The organism is Skermanella sp. TT6 (assembly GCF_016653635.2).
Taxonomy (GTDB): domain Bacteria; phylum Pseudomonadota; class Alphaproteobacteria; order Azospirillales; family Azospirillaceae; genus Skermanella; species Skermanella cutis.
Window position 1 is genome coordinate 4,733,162 of sequence record NZ_CP067420.1, and the last position, 17,685, is coordinate 4,750,846.

Sequence of the window (17,685 nt, forward strand, 5' to 3'; positions counted from 1 at the left end):
GCGACAGTTTATCAGTAGCGGAACTCAGGCCTTGTGACCACGCCCAGCAAGCTGCCGGCGGGATCCGTGACAAGCAACGCTTGTGGACGTGTCGCTGGTGTCGAGCCCTTAGGAAAGAACTTCGCGGAAAGGTCCGGTATTCGGTAGCAAACACACCCACGCCGCCATATCCGGCAACCCATTGATTTAGATACACTATAGCCCATTCCCTTCCAGTGAGGAAGCCATGGGCGACACCTTCATCATCTCCGGCCTGACCACCAAGCGGGCCGAGCTTTCCGGCATCATCGCGGACCTTGAGAAGCGCATCGGCCAGCACCGGGCCGACTTGGTGCACATCGACGCCGTGCTCCGGCTCTACGCCCCTGAGGTGGAGCCAGAGAGCATCGCACCCAAGGCCGTCCGCAAGCGCAACGACTGGTTCAAGCCCGGCGAGCTGTCCCGCATGGTGCTGGACATCCTCCGCGTGGCGTCGGCGCCGATGACCGGGAAAGAGATCGCCGCCCAGGTCATGCAGCGCAGGGGGCTGGATGCCGGGGACGCACGCACCGTCCACCTCGTGGGGAAGCTGGTGCACAACGTCTGCACCCGGCATGCGGCGGATCTGGTGGAGAGGGCCGGGGATGGGAAGGTAGCGGTGTGGAGGGTGGCACAGTCTGAAAGCCGGCGCTCTGCTCAGCGCGCCGGTTATGTACAAACCTCAGTCCGCAAAGTCTAATGACCACGTCTGCACAGCGGTCTTCGCCAACTCGGCCTGTCTAGCTCGTATTTGGTCGATGCCCCACTCATCATATTGAGCAACCATCCTGGTTAAATAATAACCAGATTCGGCGAGCGTCGCCTTCTTTTCGGAAAATCCGGAATTCCCTATACCCTTGTTTTTCCTGGCCTGAAGAAGAACCATATTCCCAAGCATTTTTTGCGCCGATTGCGCAACCTCCGAGTCAATTCCCCAATCAGGGCCAGGATTCATGGGCAGTACATGCTCAAGATTTATCTGTGACTTATCCTCATTTGCTACGTATTCTGGCTGAGGATCTTCCTTTATCTTATTTTCCATTGCCCTCAAATAGTATCTAGCCAAATGCTCTCGTGACACCCTAGCCGTCGCGAAAGCATCTTCGAATTCCTTGTCAGTAGGCACATACTTTTTCATGGCTTCGCGGAGTTCCCTAGCTTTTGTAATTTTTTTCGTGCCAACGTCTTGGGCTCGCAGGGAGTATTGTAAATCCAACATACCGCCACGCCCCCCGAAAATAAGAAAGCGCACTGACCAGCTCACGAAGAGACGGAATGCCTTGTCGGTTTCAACTGGATCGAAGTGGCGGGCTACGGCGAACATCAGCGGCCGAATCTGCTCAACTTTCAGATGCTCATTGATGGTGTGCACATACTGACTTGTGGAGGCTTTGTAAGAATTCCACTTCGGGTGGGTTGATGACCAGAGAGCTGCATAGTCAATGGCCGATGTGCTGGAATTCGACAAAAAGTCGATAGCCTTTGTCTGGCCGGTGATGGTCTTCTTTACCCTATCAGCCAACTCACGCTCTTTGGTCGGACCGTGCCAGAGAACAAGCAGATGACGGATGTAAGTTACCAACCGCTCATTTGCGTCATCACTAATAGACTCAACAACACTTGTCGTCGTGTTCCACATCATCTTAGCTTCTTCAAGGCGCGATCCAGCCTTGCTGAAGAGGAAATTTTTTAGGATGTCCGCTTGGGACGCCTTGAGCCCCCGATCATTCAATGTCTCGAATATGCGAAACGCTCCTATCTCATCAGGAACATAGACGACAACCACCGTAGCATTGTTCTCAATGAACTTAACCCACTTTGCCAAATAGTCAGCATGGCTCTCTTGGCGTAGCGGCTTCAAAATATCTTCGATGAACTCTTCGGCCAACCTGGATGCAGTCAGCAATCGTTCATTTGAAGGCCGAACCGCACTCGTGCGTCGAGCCAAAATGTCGTAACCATCATCCTTCGGTGATGGCAAGATGTGTTGTATGAAATAGTCGTTGTCTTCAATATTTAGGGATATTCTAGGGACAATGTTTTCAGTTTCCATATCGATATTTCGAAGATAAGTATCATCAATTGATCTGGCGCGGCCATCCCTCCCGAGGGTCAGCAACTTATCCCTTATACGACACAAAAGCACGGTAGTAGTCGCAATACGTTGTTGCCCATCGGCAATAGACGGTATCTCATTACCTGTCTGAATCAGAACAACAGTTCCTAGAAAATATTCGTCTTCATCGTTGGTTATTGTTTCATGAAGATCGCGAAATAGATCAAGGACATGCTTGTCTTCCCATGCATAGGGACGTTGGTTGGCCGGTACCACGAGACGCCCTTGCTTCAGCAGCAACCCAAGACCCATATCTTTAAATACGAACTTGCTGCCCGGCATCATTATCTCCTGTTTATACGAATAAAGGGTACCGGACGCGAGGCATCTTCCAGTTCGCGCACCGCCGCGCGCCTAAGGCGCTCACGCATCCACGATGACAAAGAGGCGCCAGCAATATCTGCTGCCTGCTGGAACCCTTCCTTCTCTTCCGGCTCAAGCCGGATCTTTAGCCATTCTGTCTTGGACATCCGAGCCTCCGTCTGCCGAACGTTGTACCCGGCTTGTCCCCACGAGTCAACAAATTCCATTGATTTGTGGGTACATTGTGGGTACAATTTACTCAAGACCAACGCACCGGATACGATGCCATGTCGCAGCACTTCCTCATGTCCGCCGCCGCCCGCACGGTCAGCCTGAAGCAGGTTGCGCGCATGACGGACGGGGAAGCGCGGGCGCTGTTCCGTCAAATCCGCTGGCCCGAGACGAACGGCGCTCCGGTGTGCCCGCACTGCGGATCGGAGCGTTGCTATTCCTTCGCCACCCGGCCGGTGTTCAAGTGCGCCGCGTGCCGTCGCCAGTTCTCCGAAACCTCCGGCACCCTGTTCGCGTGGCGCAAACTCCCGATCCGCGACTACCTGATCGCCATCGTGATCTTCGTCAACGCGGTCAAGGGTATCTCCGCTCTCCAGCTCGGCCGCGATCTCGACGTGCAGTACAAGACGGCCTATGTCCTGGCCCACAAGCTCCGGGAAGCCATGGCTGCGGAAGTCCGGGGCGTGGTGCTGGGCGGCGACGGTGCCGACGTGGAGGTTGACGGCTGCTATGTCGGTGGCCATGTCCGCCCCGAGAACCGCAAGGAAGACCGGAAAGACCGTCGCCTTGCCGAGAACCAGAACGGGAAGCGCCAAGTCGTCGTCGTGGCCCGCGAGCGCGACGGGCGCACCGTGACCCAGGTGTTCGGCTCCGAAGAGGAAAGCGTCGCCTTCATCAAGGCCCGTGTGGACCGGAACTCCACCGTCCATGCCGATGAAGCCGCCGGGTGGAACTCCCTGCACGCCCGCTTTAACATGAAGCGGATCAATCATCAGGAAGCCTACAGCGCTGATGACGCCTGCACCAACCAAGCGGAGAGCTACTTCGCCCGTCTGCGCCGCGCGCAGTGGGGCCAGTATCACCGGATCGGGGGGAAGTACCTCACCCGCTACGCCGCCGAAATGGCGTGGCGTGAAGACCAGCGCCGCACCAGCAACGGCGAACAGTTCCGTACCGTGGGCTTCGGTGCCGCCGCGCTGCCGCCGTCCGTGGATTGGTGTGGGTACTGGCAGCGCATCCGGGTCGCGTAGTCGCTTCGCATCCTAAGATTCGACACTTCGGGTACTTGGCAGTAATCTCTTCAACTCATCATACCACAAATGGTCGGTTTCGGTCTTTCGCATTCAAACAAATAGAAGGTGAGAGGATATCTCAATGGACTACATCCATGACCGCAAGCACCTGAACTCAGGAGACTCGGTTATTGTGCAGTGCTCGCACAGATGCAACATCAGAGTGATGGACGATCATAACTATCAGTTGTTCCAAAGCGGACGAGAGCACTACTGCCACGGCGGATATTATGAAAGGTTTCCAGCTAGAATCACGGTTCCATCGTCAGGGTACTGGAACGTCACCTTGGATCTTGGCGGCGGAAGGGCAAACATCAGGTATAATATTGGGTACATGACCCGATAGCTGGAATAGCTCGGCTCGTCGCCCCACTTCCGCTCAGCAATACCGTCGGGAACCCGGAGATGTCTCCAGACATAGACAGCGCTGGGAGCTTTTCTGTGTTTTTCGGTGGGTGCTGCGCTTGAATAGGAGGCGTCGAGCAAGAGCGGCTGCCATCGGCTTCCGGAAAAACTTCAATCATTCATTGCCTCCAACAGCAAAGGGCCGCCCCACCAAGGCGGCCCTTTCGCTTTGCGCGCGGACACCGCCCATGAACGTCTGATGAGGCACTTTACCACGTCGCGCAAGGCTTGTATATATAAACATATCTTTATGTATAATGGGTGTGTTTGCTACCGAATACCGGAAAGGTCCCCGGTGGAAACTCCGACATCGACCGTGTCGATCAGCACCGCCGTTGTGGCGGCGGCGACGTCGGCGACAGTGGATGCTGTCAAATCGACCAACCCGCCGCTTTCTGCCGATCTCTCGGAGAGGTACTCGAGCAGCATCGTCGGAGTCAGGAGCCGGTAGGATGGCGTCGCGGTGGGATCCGGGATAAGCGCAAGCGGCGGCCGGGCCGCCCTGACGGCAGTCAGAGCCGAGGCGAGCGTATCACCTGAAGAGAGGATGGTCGGCGCCACAAACTTGAAGGTGGTCAACAGCTTGCCTGGAAGATAGGCCTCAGGCGTAGGCACCGTGCGGGTCACGGCCGGCACCGTCGAGTGGCGAGCCACCCATTCTCTTGTGGACGCGCAACGGAACCCGATGAATTCCAGGACTCCGTCGTGAACCTGTTTATGATTGATGTGCCGGTAGTGGACAGGTTCGTGATGCGCGATCCTGTTCCTGAAATCGTTGATGGCGGCGACCCGATCCTTGACGTAGCCCCTTCCCTTGCCGGCCGGCAGGTTGGGAAAAACCGTTTTGAGGATGCTCTTGCCGCTCACGGGGTCAGGCAACGGCCACAGCCAGCTGTAGTCACGACGAAAGAGGTTGGACCAGAAGTCAAACGTGAGCGCCGCGACGATGTCGTCCGGACTTGGATGAATGTTCCCGTTCGCTGCCAGTCTGCCGATCGCCTTCTGGATAGCCGCCTGCGGCTGGATGTTCAGGCGATTATCCAAGTGCCCGGAAACCGGGTTCATCCAACCGGGACCGCCGAAACTGCGTGAGAATGCCTCGTGCATGGCGTTTCGGGTTATTACCTCGGCAACGTGCAACGGGTACAGGAACGACTTCGCGATCCTGGCATTCCAGAGATACAGCTTCATTGCCATGTCGCGGTCCGAGCCGCCTACAGCCATTAGGTATGGCGCCAAGCGCGAGGGCGATATCGCCGCATCCAGGTCACTATGTAGCTGCTCTGTATAGTGGAACAGATCTTGACTTTCCGCCATTGCCGACTATTCTCAGATCCAGAGCAGCTAGCGCAACGCAAGGCGCAGCACGGACCTCGGGCCAGGTACGCCGCGCCCGGGGTCTTTTTATTTTAGTATGGCTTGTTGTGGATTTTCCACCCTTATAAGCTGTAACGCCGGCACGGGCATGTCGCAGGGAAGTGTCTGAAGCGTCTGAGGATTGTCGGCACGTGTCCCTCGCTGGCTTTTGCCTTGTTTCGCCAGCTTCCGAACCGAACTCCCTCTCCTCCGGGTGTAGGGAAGGTCAGGATGAAGGACCTACCCCGACGCCGCCGTCAGCCCGCGACCTCCCGCTCCAGCTCGTTCGCGTCGATGAAGAACTTGGCGGCCCAGTTCAGGTACTCGAAGGTGCCGTAGCCGCCGTCCACCGGGAAGGAGCCCTTGACGCCGCCGCGGGTTTCCGGCGGGCCGGCGGTGTCCACGGTGCGGCGGACATGGGCGTTCACCTTCAGCGCCGCGTCGCGGTACCGGGCGTCGCCGGTGTCCCGGTACAGCATCAGCCAGCAATGGGCGACCTGGACGGAGCCGGTCAGGCATACCCAGTCGACCGCCGGCCGCCACTCCGCCGTCAGCCGGCCGGGAAGCGCCCCGTCGGGGCCGATGCAGCCCAGCAGGCCGTCGGCCAGGCGGATGCCGGCCGCGCGGAAATCCTGGTCGGGCCGGAAGCGGGACGCCTCCAGGATGCCGCGCAGCGCGTAGCCCAGCGTGTGGGTCAGCGGCCGGTCCGGCTCCTCCAGGCAGCAGTCGTCCATCCAGCCGTTGGGCCGCTGGCGGCCGATCGCCCAGCGCACCTGGGCCAGGCCCGCCTCGCCCCAGCCGCGCGACGGATCGATCCGGGCGGCCTCCAGCAGGCCCCAGGCGACATGGGTCTCGTAGCTCTTGTCGTCGGCGCGGGCGAACGGCGTCGGGAAGCGGCGCCAGCAGCCGTCCGCGTCCAGGCTACCGGCCAGCCAGTCCGCGGCCCGGGTCATGGCCGGACGGTAGGCGTCGCCGAACTCCGCCACGCCGGCCGCCAGCCCCAGCAGGATCTGCCCGGTGTTGAAGGTCACCGGCACGCGCGGCGTCTGGCCGACCATGCCGCCCTGGAACCCGCCGTCGGGAAACTGGATCGACACCAGCCAGTCCAGCATGCGCCGTGCCCGCTCGCGCAGGTCGGCGTCGCCGCGCAGCCGCGCCTGGGCGATCAGCGTCGGCACGATATAGCCGGTCGTCTCCGGGTAGGAGGGCGCCCAGCCGCCCACCAGGCTGAAGTGCCGCGCCACGCCGCCGTCGCGCGAGGCGGAGTTGTCCTGGGCCGCGCGCAGCCAGTCCAGCGACGCGGCGACCGCCGCCTCGATGCCGGGATCGGCGCGCCGGTCGCCGGAGCGATCCCGCCGCGCGGCCGCCTTGGCCGCCGGGGGCAGCCGCTGGAAGTCGGCCAGGTCTTTAAGCGGACGCAGCCTGTCTTTGACGATCCTCGGGACCAATCTGGGCAGAAGCTCTTGAACCGGCACCGAAGTCTTTCCTCTCGCTGTCAGGCACGCGCCCCTCGGCGGGGTCGCGGTAGATGGTGACGCCCTGGACCATCAGGCATTCCAGGCAGGTGAACATGTCGGCCGCCCGGATCACCCAGGCCTTGCCGTCGCCCAGCTTGATCCAGCGCAGGCCGCCGTCCCGCTCCAGGTAGCGGGTGACGTAGTCGCGCACGGCCAGGCCGGTCGGCTTGTCGATGCGGTCGGCCGAGACGACCGACGAATGGGCCATGACGGCGACCTTCAGCGTCTCGCCGGCGTGCCCGGTGACCTCCCGCAGGAGCGGGCTGTCCGGCGTATAGACCGGGAACGGGAAGCTGTCGCCGCGCAGGTCCTCCAGCACGTGGTAGAAGGTGACCGGCCCCAGGTCCGTGCCCAGGCCCATCAGCCAGCCGTCGGCCTCCAGCAGCCGCCCGAAGGGGCTGTCGGCGTCGAACGCGAAGGGCGAGCGGTGGTGGTCGGCGACCAGCCACTCCGCAAGGTCGCCCAGCGCCGCCACCGAATGGGTGGGGTGGATGCTGCGCCGGGCGCGCGGGTCGCGGCGCAGGGTCTCGGCGATCTTTCCCATGCCGGTCGGCGTCTCGCGCACGTCGAAGCGCGGGCCGGACTTCAGCGTCTCGTACATCGAACCGGTCATGGTGAAGGCCGGCATCGCCAGCGTGCCGCCGCGCGCGACGACCGTGCTCTCCAGCGCCGCCAGCACCGTCGCGGCGCCCCCCTCGACGAAGCCCAGCCGGGAGAGGGAACCGTGGACGAAGACCACGGCCCCGTCGGGCAGGCCGGCCGCCTTCAGGTCGTTCTCCAGCTCCGCCCGCCCGATCGCGCGCCGGCCGGCGCCGTGGCGCCGCTCCGACCGCTTCGCCAGGGCGGACTCGACCAGGGCGGCCCCGCCGGAGGATATGGCCGCGTTGATCGCCCGCTTCATCCCGGCCGGCAGCAGCCGGCTGGCCGCCCTGAGCAGCGGCCCCGGGACGGCCGATTCGATCATGCGATGGATCCGCTTCCTGTTCTCCGGCGGAACCGACGCGGTCTGGCCAGGGTTCGCAGCCATCGGTTTGTCTCCCCTTGGACTTTCTACAGTCTTTGCATGATTAAGCTGATCTTTTCCAGTCAATCGGAGCTCATCCGTTTCATAAACAAAGCTACAAATACAATCATATCTCTTTACCCATGCGAGGTTGCGGGAACCGTAATCGACCATCAATGACGCCAATGGTGAGGCCGATACTTCATATGGATTGTTGCATCTTCGGCACCGGATTCGGGAAAACTCGACCTGCAACAGCCAGCGCCTTGAAGCCGTTACCACTTCGTTGCGGAGGTGCCGCCAATCACCCCGGTGGAACGGTCCGGATACCTCGGAAGGACAGCGGACAAGCCGCTGTCGCGTCATGCAACTCTATGGGTTCTCATGGTTAGATCGGTTTCCACGATGAGCCGGGCTCCGTCGCAGCGGCACGGCACGGAAGCCGGCATAGACCCGACGGCGCCCGACGGAATGGCACCGGACCACGGGGCGCCGGATGACAGGACCCCGGACGAACCGGCAAAGGAGCGGGAGGTGACACAGAGCGTCCGGGACCGGATTCCGGATGACAGAACGCTGGAGGAACTGGCATCCGACCTGCGCGCGCTGTCCGGCCAGATCATGACGGCCCGGGTGATGGGCCTGGACGGCCGGCCCGACCCGGCCCCGCCCGCGGAGGACGACGGTTCCCACGGGCGCGCCCTGCCGCCGGCCGCCCGGATGGTCGGCGACCTGCTGTCCGCCGAGCTGGGCCGGACCCTGGCCCCGACCCTGGAACGCACGATGGAACAGGCGGGAGCGCGCCAGCGGGAAGAGCTCGCCTCGCTCCTGCTGAACCATACCCAGGGCATGCGGGCGACCGCCGACCGGGTGGACCGGCTGATGCGCCGGCTGGAGGCCGACCGCGAACGGGAAGAGTTGCTCGGCCGCGCGCTGATCGACCGTCTGGACGCGCTGGCCGTCCGGCAGGAGGAATTGGAGGCGCTGATCCGGCACCAGCGCCGGTCGCTCGTGCCGGACTGGGTCGCCGGCCTCCTGGCGCTCGCGGCGGTCGGAATCAGCATCGGGTCGGCCCTGGCGATCCATTTCGGCATACAGCCCTGACCCACCCACTCCATCTTGACGCTTGCGGGCGGCCGGCGGCCGGCCAAATCAGGCTTACAACTCAGACGAACGCGGGAACATGCGGGCGGAAAAGCAAAAAGTCCTGTTCGAGGACGACTGGAATCCAATCAAGGCTCCGCCCGAACTTCCCCCGATCCTGCTGGTGGTGGTGGACGCGGAGGAGGAATTCGACTGGTCGGCCCCCTTCTCCCGCGATCAGCGCAGCGTCCGTTCCATGGCGGCCCAGGGCCCCATGCACCGCATCTTCGGGAAGTTCGGCATCCGCCCCACCTATGTCGTCGACTATCCCGTGGCCAGCCAGCGCGACGGGCTCGAACCGCTCCGCGACCTGCTGAAGGACGATGCCTGCCTGATCGGGACCCAGCTCCATCCCTGGGTCAACCCGCCGTTCGACGAGGAGGTGTCCGAGCGCAACTCGTTCCCCGGCAACCTGCCGCCCGACCTGGAACGGGCCAAGCTGGAGGCGCTGACCCGCGCGATCGAGGACGGGCTGGGGCTGACGCCGCGGATCTACAAGGCCGGCCGCTACGGGCTCGGCCCGCGCACCTTCCGGACCCTCGCGGACCTGGGCTACTGCATCGACCTCAGCGCCGTCCCGGGAGCGGACCTCCGGGTGCATCACGGCCCGGATTTCCGGCGGGTCGAGCCGCAGCCCTACTGGATCGGGCCGCCGGGCCGGCTGCTGGAGCTGCCGCTGACCCGAGGCTATGTCGGCCTGCTGTCCGGCCAGGGCCCCGGCCTGGAAGGCGCCCTCGAATCGCCGATCGCCCAGGCCTGCCGGATCCCCGGCGTGCTGTCCCGCCTGGGGCTGATCGACCGCATCATCCTGACCCCGGAAGGGGTGCCGCCGGCCCAGCACATGGCCCTGGTCCGCGCGATGATCCGGCGCGGCCAGCGCATCTTCATGCTGTCCTACCACAGCCCGTCCCTGGTGCCGGGCAACACGCCCTATGTGCGGACCCGGCGCGACCTGGACGTCTTCATGGACCGGGTGGAAGGCTTCTGCGAGCGGTTCTTCGGCGAGCTGGGCGGGACCGCCGGCGATCCCCTGTCGGTGCGCGACCTGCTCAAGCGGCACGCGGGGCTGGCCCGCGACGAACAGCCGAACCGGGCGCCCGCCGTCCGCCCGGCGGCCCGGCAGTGCTCGTCGAGCGGCTGACCCACGATTGGCCAGTGGACGCCCGCACGGGGTTGCGCCATGGTGATCCGGGTTTAGCGTACAGACTGGCAATCAGGGTTCACAACCATGCGTCCTCTTCCCACCGCCGCCCTCCTCGCGGCCGCCACCCTGGCGGCCGGCGGCTGCACGACCCTGTTTCCGGAGACGACCGCCGTCGAGGCATGCGCCGAGCTGCCCTCGGCGGTCTGGCCGTGGCAGCCGATCCGGAACGCCCGGATCGAGATCCTGCCGGAAGCCGGTACGCCGGCGCTGTTCCCGATGCGGATGATCCAGGTCGTCGGCACGATCGAGGACGGGGACCGCTTCCGCGAGCCGGTGCCGGTCAAGTTCGAATGCGTCTTCCGCGGCGACCAGGTGAAGAGCTTCGGCTGGATCGAGCCGGCGCAGTTCGTCACGCCCTACACGGAGTGACGCGGAGGGGGCGCCCCCTCCCCGCCCGATCCCTCAGGTTCCGATCCCTCAGGTCATGTGGATCATGTCGGCCTTCAGTTCGTCGGCCGACACGCCCAGCAGGACGATCTCGATGCCGCTCCCCAGATGGAGCACCGCGTTGCCGTCGGCGTCATGGGTCGCGGTCCCGATCACCTGGGCGGCCGTGCGCAGCCCGTTGCCGTTCAGGTCGGCGGTGATCTCCAGGATGTCGGAGCCGTGCCCGTTGAAGTCCCCGATCCGGTTGCGCCCGCCCGCCTCCCGGTCGAACACGAAGGTGTCGTCGCCGGAGTTGCCCTTCAGGTAGTCGTCGCCCGGCCCGCCGTACAGCCGGTCGTCGCCCGGTCCGCCGTAGAGGAAATCGTCCCCGGCCCCGCCCTTCAGGATGTCGTTGCCTTCCGCGCCGAACAGGATGTCGATCCCCTTCCCGCCCGTGATGGTGTCGTCGCCCAGCGAGCCGTGGATCAGCTCGTTCTTGTCCGCCCCGGTCAGGGTCTGCTTGCCCGACGAGCTGGTGATGCGGATGCCGTCGAAAGTCAGGTAGCTTCCGTCGGACAGCTTGGGCGCCACGTTCCAGGTCGGATCATGGTAGAAGGACGGGGCGCCCTTGGCCTGCACGATGGACTTGGTCAGGAAGCCGAACGCCTCCATCGCGTCGGGCGACTGGATCGCGCTGAAGATGGCGGCGACCGCCGCCTTGGCATTGGCGGCGTAGCCGTAGGGCGAGGTCGGCGTGCCCATGATGCCTTCGGCCGGGACCGAGGGGGAGGAGCCGAAGCTGCCTTTGAAGAGGTCGGCCCAGGTCGTATAGACCGGCCCGTTCGCCGGCGCGTTGACCTTGAGGATGTAGGCCGCCCCGAAGCGCGGGTCGAACCCGTCGTCGCCGCGGATGAAGCGGCCCGATGTGAAGCCGTCCATCCATTTCAGCAGTTCTGCCGCCTGGGCGCTGCCGCGCTCCGCGATCGATCCGAGGACCAGCGCCACGAAGTCGGACTGCCAGACCAGCAGGTCGCCGTCGGGCCACATGTCGTGGCGGAAGAACCCCTCGATCGCGCCGTACTTGTCCATGGCTCCCTTGGTGATGTACCGCTCCACCAGCTTGTCCAGGTTGCTTTCCAGCATGTCGACGAAATAGGTCTTCATCTCGTGGTCGTCGGGCGCGATGTAGGCGGTGTCGCTCATGTTGCGCCACGTCCAGGCCCGGCCGCGGACCTGGTCGAAGTCCAGGAAGCCCTCGCCGTAGCCGCGGTAATGGGGAGCGTACGACCCGATGCTGTAGGAGGTCTGCGCCAGCAGCTCGTCCAGGTAGTATTGCGACCCGGTGACCAAGTAGGGAAGGTAGCTGAGCGCCGGCTGATGGGCGGTGTCCATCTCCCAGCCGACCGCGGTGCCCTTGGCGAAGCCGTTGGTCAGCCCGTCGGAACCGAACTCGGCCCAGTTGGTCCGGCCGTCCATCCACAGCCTGGGATGCTGGTCGATACGCAGGTATTCGCCGGTCTTCTCGTCGCGGTAATGCCACGGGATGCTGCCGGCCGCGTCGGCGTTGGCCAGCATGGTCTTCATCGCGTCCGCGTCCTGGCTCGCCAGGTAGCGGGCGTTCCAGATCGGCATGATGCCGATGTCGCCGCGCCCGCCGACGTCGGACATCTTCTTGTAGATCATGGCGTTGCCCAGGGGGTCCGTGTTCGCCCCCGACGGCAGGTGGACGCTGCCCGCGAGCACGCCCAGGGAGCTGTCGATCGAAGCCACGGCGCCGGTCGCCTGGAGATATCCCACGTCGTAGGCCACGTGGATGTCGGGCTCGCCGCCCGACCAGATCTCCTTGTGCCAGCGGGTGTTCCGGTAATGGGCGATGTCGGTCTTGGCATAGGCCACGGTGCCGTGGTCGAGCACCTGGATGTCGTAGGTGTAGAAGTTCTGGACACCGGGCTTGTAGGAGCTTTCGACGCCCAGCGTCACGTCGGTCCGGACGCTGCCGTCCTTGAAGGCGCGGATGTCCAGGGTGACGTTCAGATGGTCGTTGATCGCCTTGACCAAACGGTATTCGCTCGCCAGCGGCCCGCTCATCCAGGTCGTCAGGGTGCCGGCCGCGGCGGCCTTGGCCACCTCCGCGGCGGCATCGACGGCGAATTTGGTGACGGTCCCGTCGGCGTTCTTCAGGTTCAGGACCACGTCGACGTCGTAGCCCTTGTTCAGGATGTCGGACGGCCTGATGGCGGGCCCGGCCGGCGGAGCCGATGCGGACTTGAGCATCAGGTCCACCTTGGCCCCGGCCGCCAGCGCCGGCTGCGCCACGGTCAGGAGGGCATGGCGGACCGAGCCGTCCTCGTGGGTCGCCTTGACGTCGAGCTGGACCGGCACCGCGCGCCCGTCGATCAGGGCCACCAGGTACTTGCCCGGCTGCAGGTCGCCCTGCTTGAAGACGTGGCCGAAAGTGACCTGGCCGGCGGGCTCGGCCTTGTCGCCGTCGTTCCTGAGCTGGAGCGCCACGATCTCGCCCGCCCTGGCGGGTTCGGCCAGGTCCGGCGCCTTGAGCACCGGGCCGGAGGGTTTCACCTCGATCACCGCCGGGACGATCGCCACCGGGGCGCCGTTGAAGACCAGGGAGCCGCCCCATTTCATGGCCTCGGCCCCGGTGATCGTGCTCAGGCCGGTGCGTGAATAGACGGCGTCCTCCGCCTGGAGCCGGGTCCCGTTGACCTCGATATAGTCGACATACAGGTTGCGGTCGCCCTGGGAGGAGCTGTCGTTGGTGTAGCGTAGCTCGATCTTGCTCCGGGCCGTGGTGCCCGACGGGGGCGTGAAGGTGTAGGTCTGCCACTGGCCGTCAGCGTGCGACGCGGTGACCGGCGTGGTCGCCCCGATCTTCATGCCGTTGACGTACAGGTCGAACTGCGGCGGAACGCCGCCCGCGAGGTCGCCCGACGCCTTGACGGCGATGGTCCCTGAGCCCGAGCCGCCGGACCCGCCGCTGCCGCCTCCGCTGCCGCCTCCGGTGCCCGGAGCGCTGCCGCCGGGGGCCGGCGTCTGCGCGAGGTCGGCGAAGATCAGCTTGCCGCCCCACAGCAGGGCTTCCTGCCCCTTGATCGCGGGCTTGGAGTAGCGCTCGTACCGGCCCTCGTCCGGCATCAGCCGGGTGCCGAGGACGTCGATGTACTGGACATAGAGGTTGCGGTCGCCGCCGGAGTCGCCCTGGTCGTTCTCGTAGCGGATCTCGACCCTGCGAGGGTCGGTGCCGGCCGGAAGCTTGAAGACGATGTCCTGCCACTGGCCCAGCTTGTGGGACGCCTGCACCGAGGCGGTCTGGCCGATCTTCTGGCCGTCCACCAGGAGGCTGAAGGTCGGCGCGCCCTTGTAGCTGTCGCCGGAGGCGCGCACGACGATATCCGTGGCGGCGGCCTTGGCGAGCTGGACCTCCACCGTCTTGTAGGTCGCCGCGGTGGCGCGGTTGGACGTCTCGACCGACTGGGCGGCGACGGTCAGCGCGAAGCTGTCGGAGAAGGCGGCCGGCAGGATCATCTGCAATCCGGCCAGGTCGGCCGGCTGCAGGACCCAGTTGCCGCTGTCGTCGCGCGCCCCCGCGGTGAAGGTCACCCCTTGCGGGACCTCGCTGATCATCACCGTGAGGTTTTCGGAACCGTCGAGATCGATCAGGTTCGCGGAGATATCGATGGGCACTGCTGTCGTCTCCGTGGGCTTCACTTCGGCTCGGAGGGTGCCGGCGACGGAGAGCAGGGGTTTGTCCGCCACGGCCGAGACCTCGACGGACACGAAACCGGTCGCGGTGCCGTGCTTCCCGTCGCTCAAGCTGTAGGTAAAACTATCCCGGCCGCTCCAATAATCCTTCGGGATATAGGTCAGGGTGCCGTCGGCATTGATGGTAACCATGCCGTTCGCGGGCTGCCCCACGCCGGTCAGGTGCAGGCTCTCCCCGGCGGGCACCGTGTCGTCGGCCAACACGTCGATGACGACCGGGGTTCCCTCCTTCGTGTCGGCCTCGTCCGGCGCCGCGACGGGCACCAGGTCCCTGAGATCGACGGTGCCGTCGGCGAACTTCAGCTTCTCGATCCCGTCCAGCCGGTCGCTCGATCCGCGGCCGACGACCCTCACCGTGCCGTCGGTCTCGGCGGTCACGGCATAATCGGCCCTGGCATGGAGATAGCCCGCGGTGTCGATCCCGGCCCCGCCCTCCAGGACGTTGCTGCCGGTGCCGCCATGGAGCAGGTCGTCGCCGTCGCCGCCCCTCAGGACGTCGTCGCCGCCGCCGGGAAGCCAGGCCGGCTTCCTGACGGCCGGATACTTGGCCGTATCGAACACCAGCGCGCCGCCCCACATCATGCCGGACTGGCCGGCCTGGACCTTGGCGCCCCGTTCATAGACCGACTGGTCCGGCGTCAGGGTCGCGCCGTTGACCTCGATGCTGTCGATCCAGAGATTGCGATCCTTGCCGGGCGTCGAGCCGCCCAGGTCGTTGACATATTCGATCCTGATCCTGGCGGCGCCCGACAGGCCGACCCGCGAGAACGCGAACTCCTGCCAGGCGCCGTCGCCATGGACCGCCGTGACGGTGACCTCGCCCAGGAAGACCTTGTCCGCCCAGACCCGCATCTTCGGCGCCCCCTGGTAGAGGTCCGCCGACGCCTTGACGCGCAGGCTGAAGGGTTCGGCCACGGTCGTCGGCATCCCGTCGCCCCAGATCGTGTCGTTGCCCGGGCCGCCGGTAAGGACAGTGTTGCCGCCGGTGCCGACGAGGGTCTGGCCAGCCGATTGAGCAGTCATGATGCGGATACCTTGGAAAAGGACTTTGCTGCGGCGCATCGCAAGCGCCTCAAGTTAATCCAAGGGTATTCTCGCAGACTTAATGATCAGTAAAAGCAGGAGTACTTTGAAATCGTAACCTATTGTACATGGTATATGTAAAGTTAATTATGCAGTCTCTTTCGTGTCTTTATCTGCATTGATTTACTCTGGTAATTGCCGCATTTTGTCATACGGCTTTACGCGCTGATTCCCTGCATTTTCGAAGTAAAGCCGAACGGCAGGGGTCGCCGCGCTCTCCAGGCCGCAACCTTCGATGGGGTCACCGGCGGCGTGGGAGCGCTTTGCCCGCGTTCCGCTTGCCGCATAGTGTTGGCCCGTGGCCCAACCTGGGGTTTCACTCGAAGTGTGGGTGACGCGGGCCGTCGAGTTTGCCTGGGTCGTGGCACGACGCATCGGTCCGGCTGTCTCGGACGGATCGACCTGATCGGTTACCGTTCCAAGCCAATACGGCCGCACGAGGCCGCCGCCGAATCCGGCGAGGCGGCGCTGTCAGGCGCACGGGAACTGGATTGCGACTTCGCGCCGCAGGCGGCTGTCAGCAGCCCGGACGACGCTGAACTACCCGACTGAGGCCGACCGGGACCGCTGGTCCGGCACACCCTGGACTTACGCCTTGAAGGCCTTCGATCATGTGGACCGACATGTTTTGCCGATCGCCAAGCCGCAAAGCACGTTTCCGCACCAACAGGCCGCCTCGGAGCGGTCCACCTTCTTGCTGAAATGTCCGAGTTCCTGCCTCCAGGGAAAGCACCCGATCAGGTCGATCCGCCCGAGACAGCTGATCCGATGCGTTGCGCCATGGGCGCAACCTACGATCGTCGACCCACATCACCTCCGCCCTGCATCGAGCCGTAGGTTGCGCCCATGGCGCAACATAGTGCGCCGATTGGAACGGCCGGCTGCGAGGATCGGAGCGGTTCAATCCGATCGGGAACCCACCGGTTGGACAAGGCCTCTGCCCATGTCCACCCCGGGGGCGGACTCGCCGTTACCCGTCACCTCCCCGACCCGTTCCTCGGGCACGAACAGGTAGTTGCAGTTGTCTGGATGGTAGGGCACGTCGTAGTCGGCGGTCTCGAGCAATCCGGCGTCGGGCATCATGCGGAACGAGCGGTAGCCCCGGTTCCTGTTCTGGCGCAGCAGGCGTTCGACCGCCGCGGTGCGCCGGTCCCGGATCCCGGCCGCCACCGGGCCGTCCCGGCCGATCGGATCGACCGTGTAGGGCAGGATCTCGATCAGGACATAGGGGCGGTGGCGCCGGACCGTGCGCTCCAGCCCGTCCAGCACGTCGGCCTCGGCGCCCTCGACGTCCACCTTCAGGATGCCGACATCGTCCAGGCCCAGTTCCTCGATCACGGCGTCGCCGACCCGGAGCGGAACCAGGCGCGCGTGCGGCTGCCAGTCCGGCGGCCAGAACCCCTGGACCGTGGTGGCGCGCGGGTCGCCCGGATGCTCGCTGGTCATGGTGGCGAAACGGTCGGCGTCCGACAGCCCGATCGGCAGGATCTTGAACGTGTCGAGCCGATTGATCGAGATCAGCTGGTCGAGATAGTGCAGGCACAGGGGCTGGACCTCGAACCCGACATAGGCGCGCCGGCGATCGTGGCGGGCGACCTTGAGCAGCGTCTGGCCGAAATTGGCGCCCACGTCGACGAAGCAGCCCGCGCGCAGGTCGAGCAGCCGCGCGACCATGCGTTCGACGATCGGTTCGTGGCCGGTCAGGTTGCCCAGCCCCTGGCCGTCGATCACCGGGATCTTCAATCCGGCGGCGGCGTCGGCGATATCGAACCGGCAATGGTAGCGCAGGAAGGACGACGACAGGATCGCCAGCTTGACACGATCGGCGAGGCTCTTCATTGCTGCATCCCATGACATGTTTCCGTCGAGCGGACCTGATAGCGAAGCCCGCGGTATGCCGAAAGGCCGGAAAGGGTGTAGCGCGGATCGAAAGGAGTGCCGGCCAAGTAATTCCCGACCGGTCGGACACACCCTTGACGAAATCGGCGCGATGTTACGGAAGAACCGGTACGCCAGTCCGACCGGTCACGCTTAGCCCTTTAGTGGTTGCCCGTACAGACCGTTGAAAAGCACCTGCTTAGATGATTGTT

The 17,685-nt window shown here is 64.4% G+C and carries 13 protein-coding genes; 6 read left to right on the forward strand and 7 right to left on the reverse strand.

Annotated elements, in window-relative coordinates; translation table 11 throughout:
- Positions 1–226 precede the first annotated feature (226 nt).
- Positions 227–718, forward strand: a complete 492-nt coding sequence (locus IGS68_RS22130; protein ID WP_201073951.1) for a hypothetical protein — start codon at positions 227–229, stop codon at positions 716–718.
- Here the strand turns inward: IGS68_RS22130 and IGS68_RS22135 are convergent.
- Together IGS68_RS22135 and IGS68_RS22140 are read right to left on the reverse strand one after the other, a co-directional pair.
- Complete coding sequence (locus tag IGS68_RS22135) at positions 701–2,416, reverse strand: DUF262 domain-containing protein (RefSeq protein WP_206379343.1); 1,716 nt, start codon at positions 2,414–2,416, stop codon at positions 701–703. The two genes, IGS68_RS22130 and IGS68_RS22135, sit on opposite strands and share 18 nt — an antisense overlap.
- Positions 2,417–2,418: 2 nt before the next feature.
- On the reverse strand, positions 2,419–2,604 hold the full coding sequence (locus IGS68_RS22140; protein WP_201073960.1) for a plasmid mobilization protein: 186 nt from the start codon (positions 2,602–2,604) through the stop codon (positions 2,419–2,421).
- Between the two features lie 120 nt (positions 2,605–2,724).
- On the opposite strand from IGS68_RS22140, the gene IGS68_RS22145 reads away from it, so the two are divergent.
- Positions 2,725–3,699, forward strand: coding sequence for an IS1595 family transposase (locus IGS68_RS22145; protein WP_201073962.1), 975 nt, complete (start codon positions 2,725–2,727; stop codon positions 3,697–3,699).
- A gap of 124 nt (positions 3,700–3,823) precedes the next feature.
- Entirely contained in the window at positions 3,824–4,087 is a 264-nt protein-coding gene (locus IGS68_RS36325; RefSeq protein WP_201073964.1) for a DUF1883 domain-containing protein, read from the forward strand.
- A gap of 329 nt (positions 4,088–4,416) precedes the next feature.
- On the opposite strand, the gene IGS68_RS22155 is transcribed toward IGS68_RS36325, so the two are convergent.
- The 3 genes from IGS68_RS22155 to IGS68_RS22165 form a co-directional block, all read right to left on the reverse strand.
- A complete protein-coding gene (locus tag IGS68_RS22155) occupies positions 4,417–5,343 on the reverse strand; it encodes a hypothetical protein (RefSeq protein ID WP_201073966.1) in 927 nt (308 codons plus the stop codon).
- 416 nt (positions 5,344–5,759) lie between these two features.
- On the reverse strand, positions 5,760–6,950 hold the full coding sequence (locus tag IGS68_RS22160; protein ID WP_201073968.1) for a hypothetical protein: 1,191 nt from the start codon (positions 6,948–6,950) through the stop codon (positions 5,760–5,762).
- Positions 6,910–8,046 (reverse strand): AAC(3) family N-acetyltransferase, encoded by a 1,137-nt coding sequence (locus IGS68_RS22165; RefSeq protein ID WP_201073970.1) that lies wholly within the window; start codon positions 8,044–8,046, stop codon positions 6,910–6,912. The genes IGS68_RS22160 and IGS68_RS22165 overlap by 41 nt, the downstream gene beginning before the upstream one ends.
- 381 nt (positions 8,047–8,427) lie before the next feature.
- Here IGS68_RS22165 and IGS68_RS22170 point away from each other — a divergent pair, with 381 nt between their 5' ends.
- The 3 genes from IGS68_RS22170 to IGS68_RS22180 all read left to right on the forward strand — a co-directional run bounded on the left by IGS68_RS22170 (position 8,428) and on the right by IGS68_RS22180 (position 10,738).
- Positions 8,428–9,126, forward strand: a complete 699-nt coding sequence (locus tag IGS68_RS22170; protein ID WP_201073972.1) for an FUSC family protein — start codon at positions 8,428–8,430, stop codon at positions 9,124–9,126.
- Positions 9,127–9,205: 79 nt separating this feature from the next.
- Positions 9,206–10,306, forward strand: a complete 1,101-nt coding sequence (locus IGS68_RS22175; RefSeq protein ID WP_201073974.1) for a polysaccharide deacetylase family protein — start codon at positions 9,206–9,208, stop codon at positions 10,304–10,306.
- Positions 10,307–10,393: 87 nt separating this feature from the next.
- Positions 10,394–10,738, forward strand: coding sequence for a hypothetical protein (locus IGS68_RS22180; protein ID WP_201073976.1), 345 nt, complete (start codon positions 10,394–10,396; stop codon positions 10,736–10,738).
- Positions 10,739–10,786: 48 nt separating this feature from the next.
- Here IGS68_RS22180 and IGS68_RS35685 read toward each other — a convergent pair whose 3' ends face one another.
- The gene (locus tag IGS68_RS35685) at positions 10,787–15,535 is read right to left on the reverse strand and encodes a carbohydrate-binding domain-containing protein (protein ID WP_305800073.1); all 4,749 of its coding nucleotides are present in this window, start codon (positions 15,533–15,535) and stop codon (positions 10,787–10,789) included.
- Between the two features lie 960 nt (positions 15,536–16,495).
- Positions 16,496–17,434: an FkbM family methyltransferase gene (locus tag IGS68_RS22210; protein ID WP_201073985.1), complete on the reverse strand. Its 939-nt coding sequence runs from the start codon at positions 17,432–17,434 to the stop codon at positions 16,496–16,498.
- Positions 17,435–17,685: the final 251 nt, after the last annotated feature.

Coding starts and splice junctions, on each gene's coding strand:
- IGS68_RS22130 (WP_201073951.1), top strand. CDS start 227: ATGGGCGACACCTTCATCATCTCCGGCCTGACCACCAAGCGGGCCGAG.
- IGS68_RS22135 (WP_206379343.1), bottom strand. CDS start 2,416: ATGCCGGGCAGCAAGTTCGTATTTAAAGATATGGGTCTTGGGTTGCTG.
- IGS68_RS22140 (WP_201073960.1), bottom strand. CDS start 2,604: ATGTCCAAGACAGAATGGCTAAAGATCCGGCTTGAGCCGGAAGAGAAG.
- IGS68_RS22145 (WP_201073962.1), top strand. CDS start 2,725: ATGTCGCAGCACTTCCTCATGTCCGCCGCCGCCCGCACGGTCAGCCTG.
- IGS68_RS36325 (WP_201073964.1), top strand. CDS start 3,824: ATGGACTACATCCATGACCGCAAGCACCTGAACTCAGGAGACTCGGTT.
- IGS68_RS22155 (WP_201073966.1), bottom strand. CDS start 5,343: ATGGCAATGAAGCTGTATCTCTGGAATGCCAGGATCGCGAAGTCGTTC.
- IGS68_RS22165 (WP_201073970.1), bottom strand. CDS start 8,046: ATGGCTGCGAACCCTGGCCAGACCGCGTCGGTTCCGCCGGAGAACAGG.
- IGS68_RS22170 (WP_201073972.1), top strand. CDS start 8,428: ATGAGCCGGGCTCCGTCGCAGCGGCACGGCACGGAAGCCGGCATAGAC.
- IGS68_RS22175 (WP_201073974.1), top strand. CDS start 9,206: ATGCGGGCGGAAAAGCAAAAAGTCCTGTTCGAGGACGACTGGAATCCA.
- IGS68_RS22180 (WP_201073976.1), top strand. CDS start 10,394: ATGCGTCCTCTTCCCACCGCCGCCCTCCTCGCGGCCGCCACCCTGGCG.
- IGS68_RS35685 (WP_305800073.1), bottom strand. CDS start 15,535: ATGACTGCTCAATCGGCTGGCCAGACCCTCGTCGGCACCGGCGGCAAC.
- IGS68_RS22210 (WP_201073985.1), bottom strand. CDS start 17,434: ATGAAGAGCCTCGCCGATCGTGTCAAGCTGGCGATCCTGTCGTCGTCC.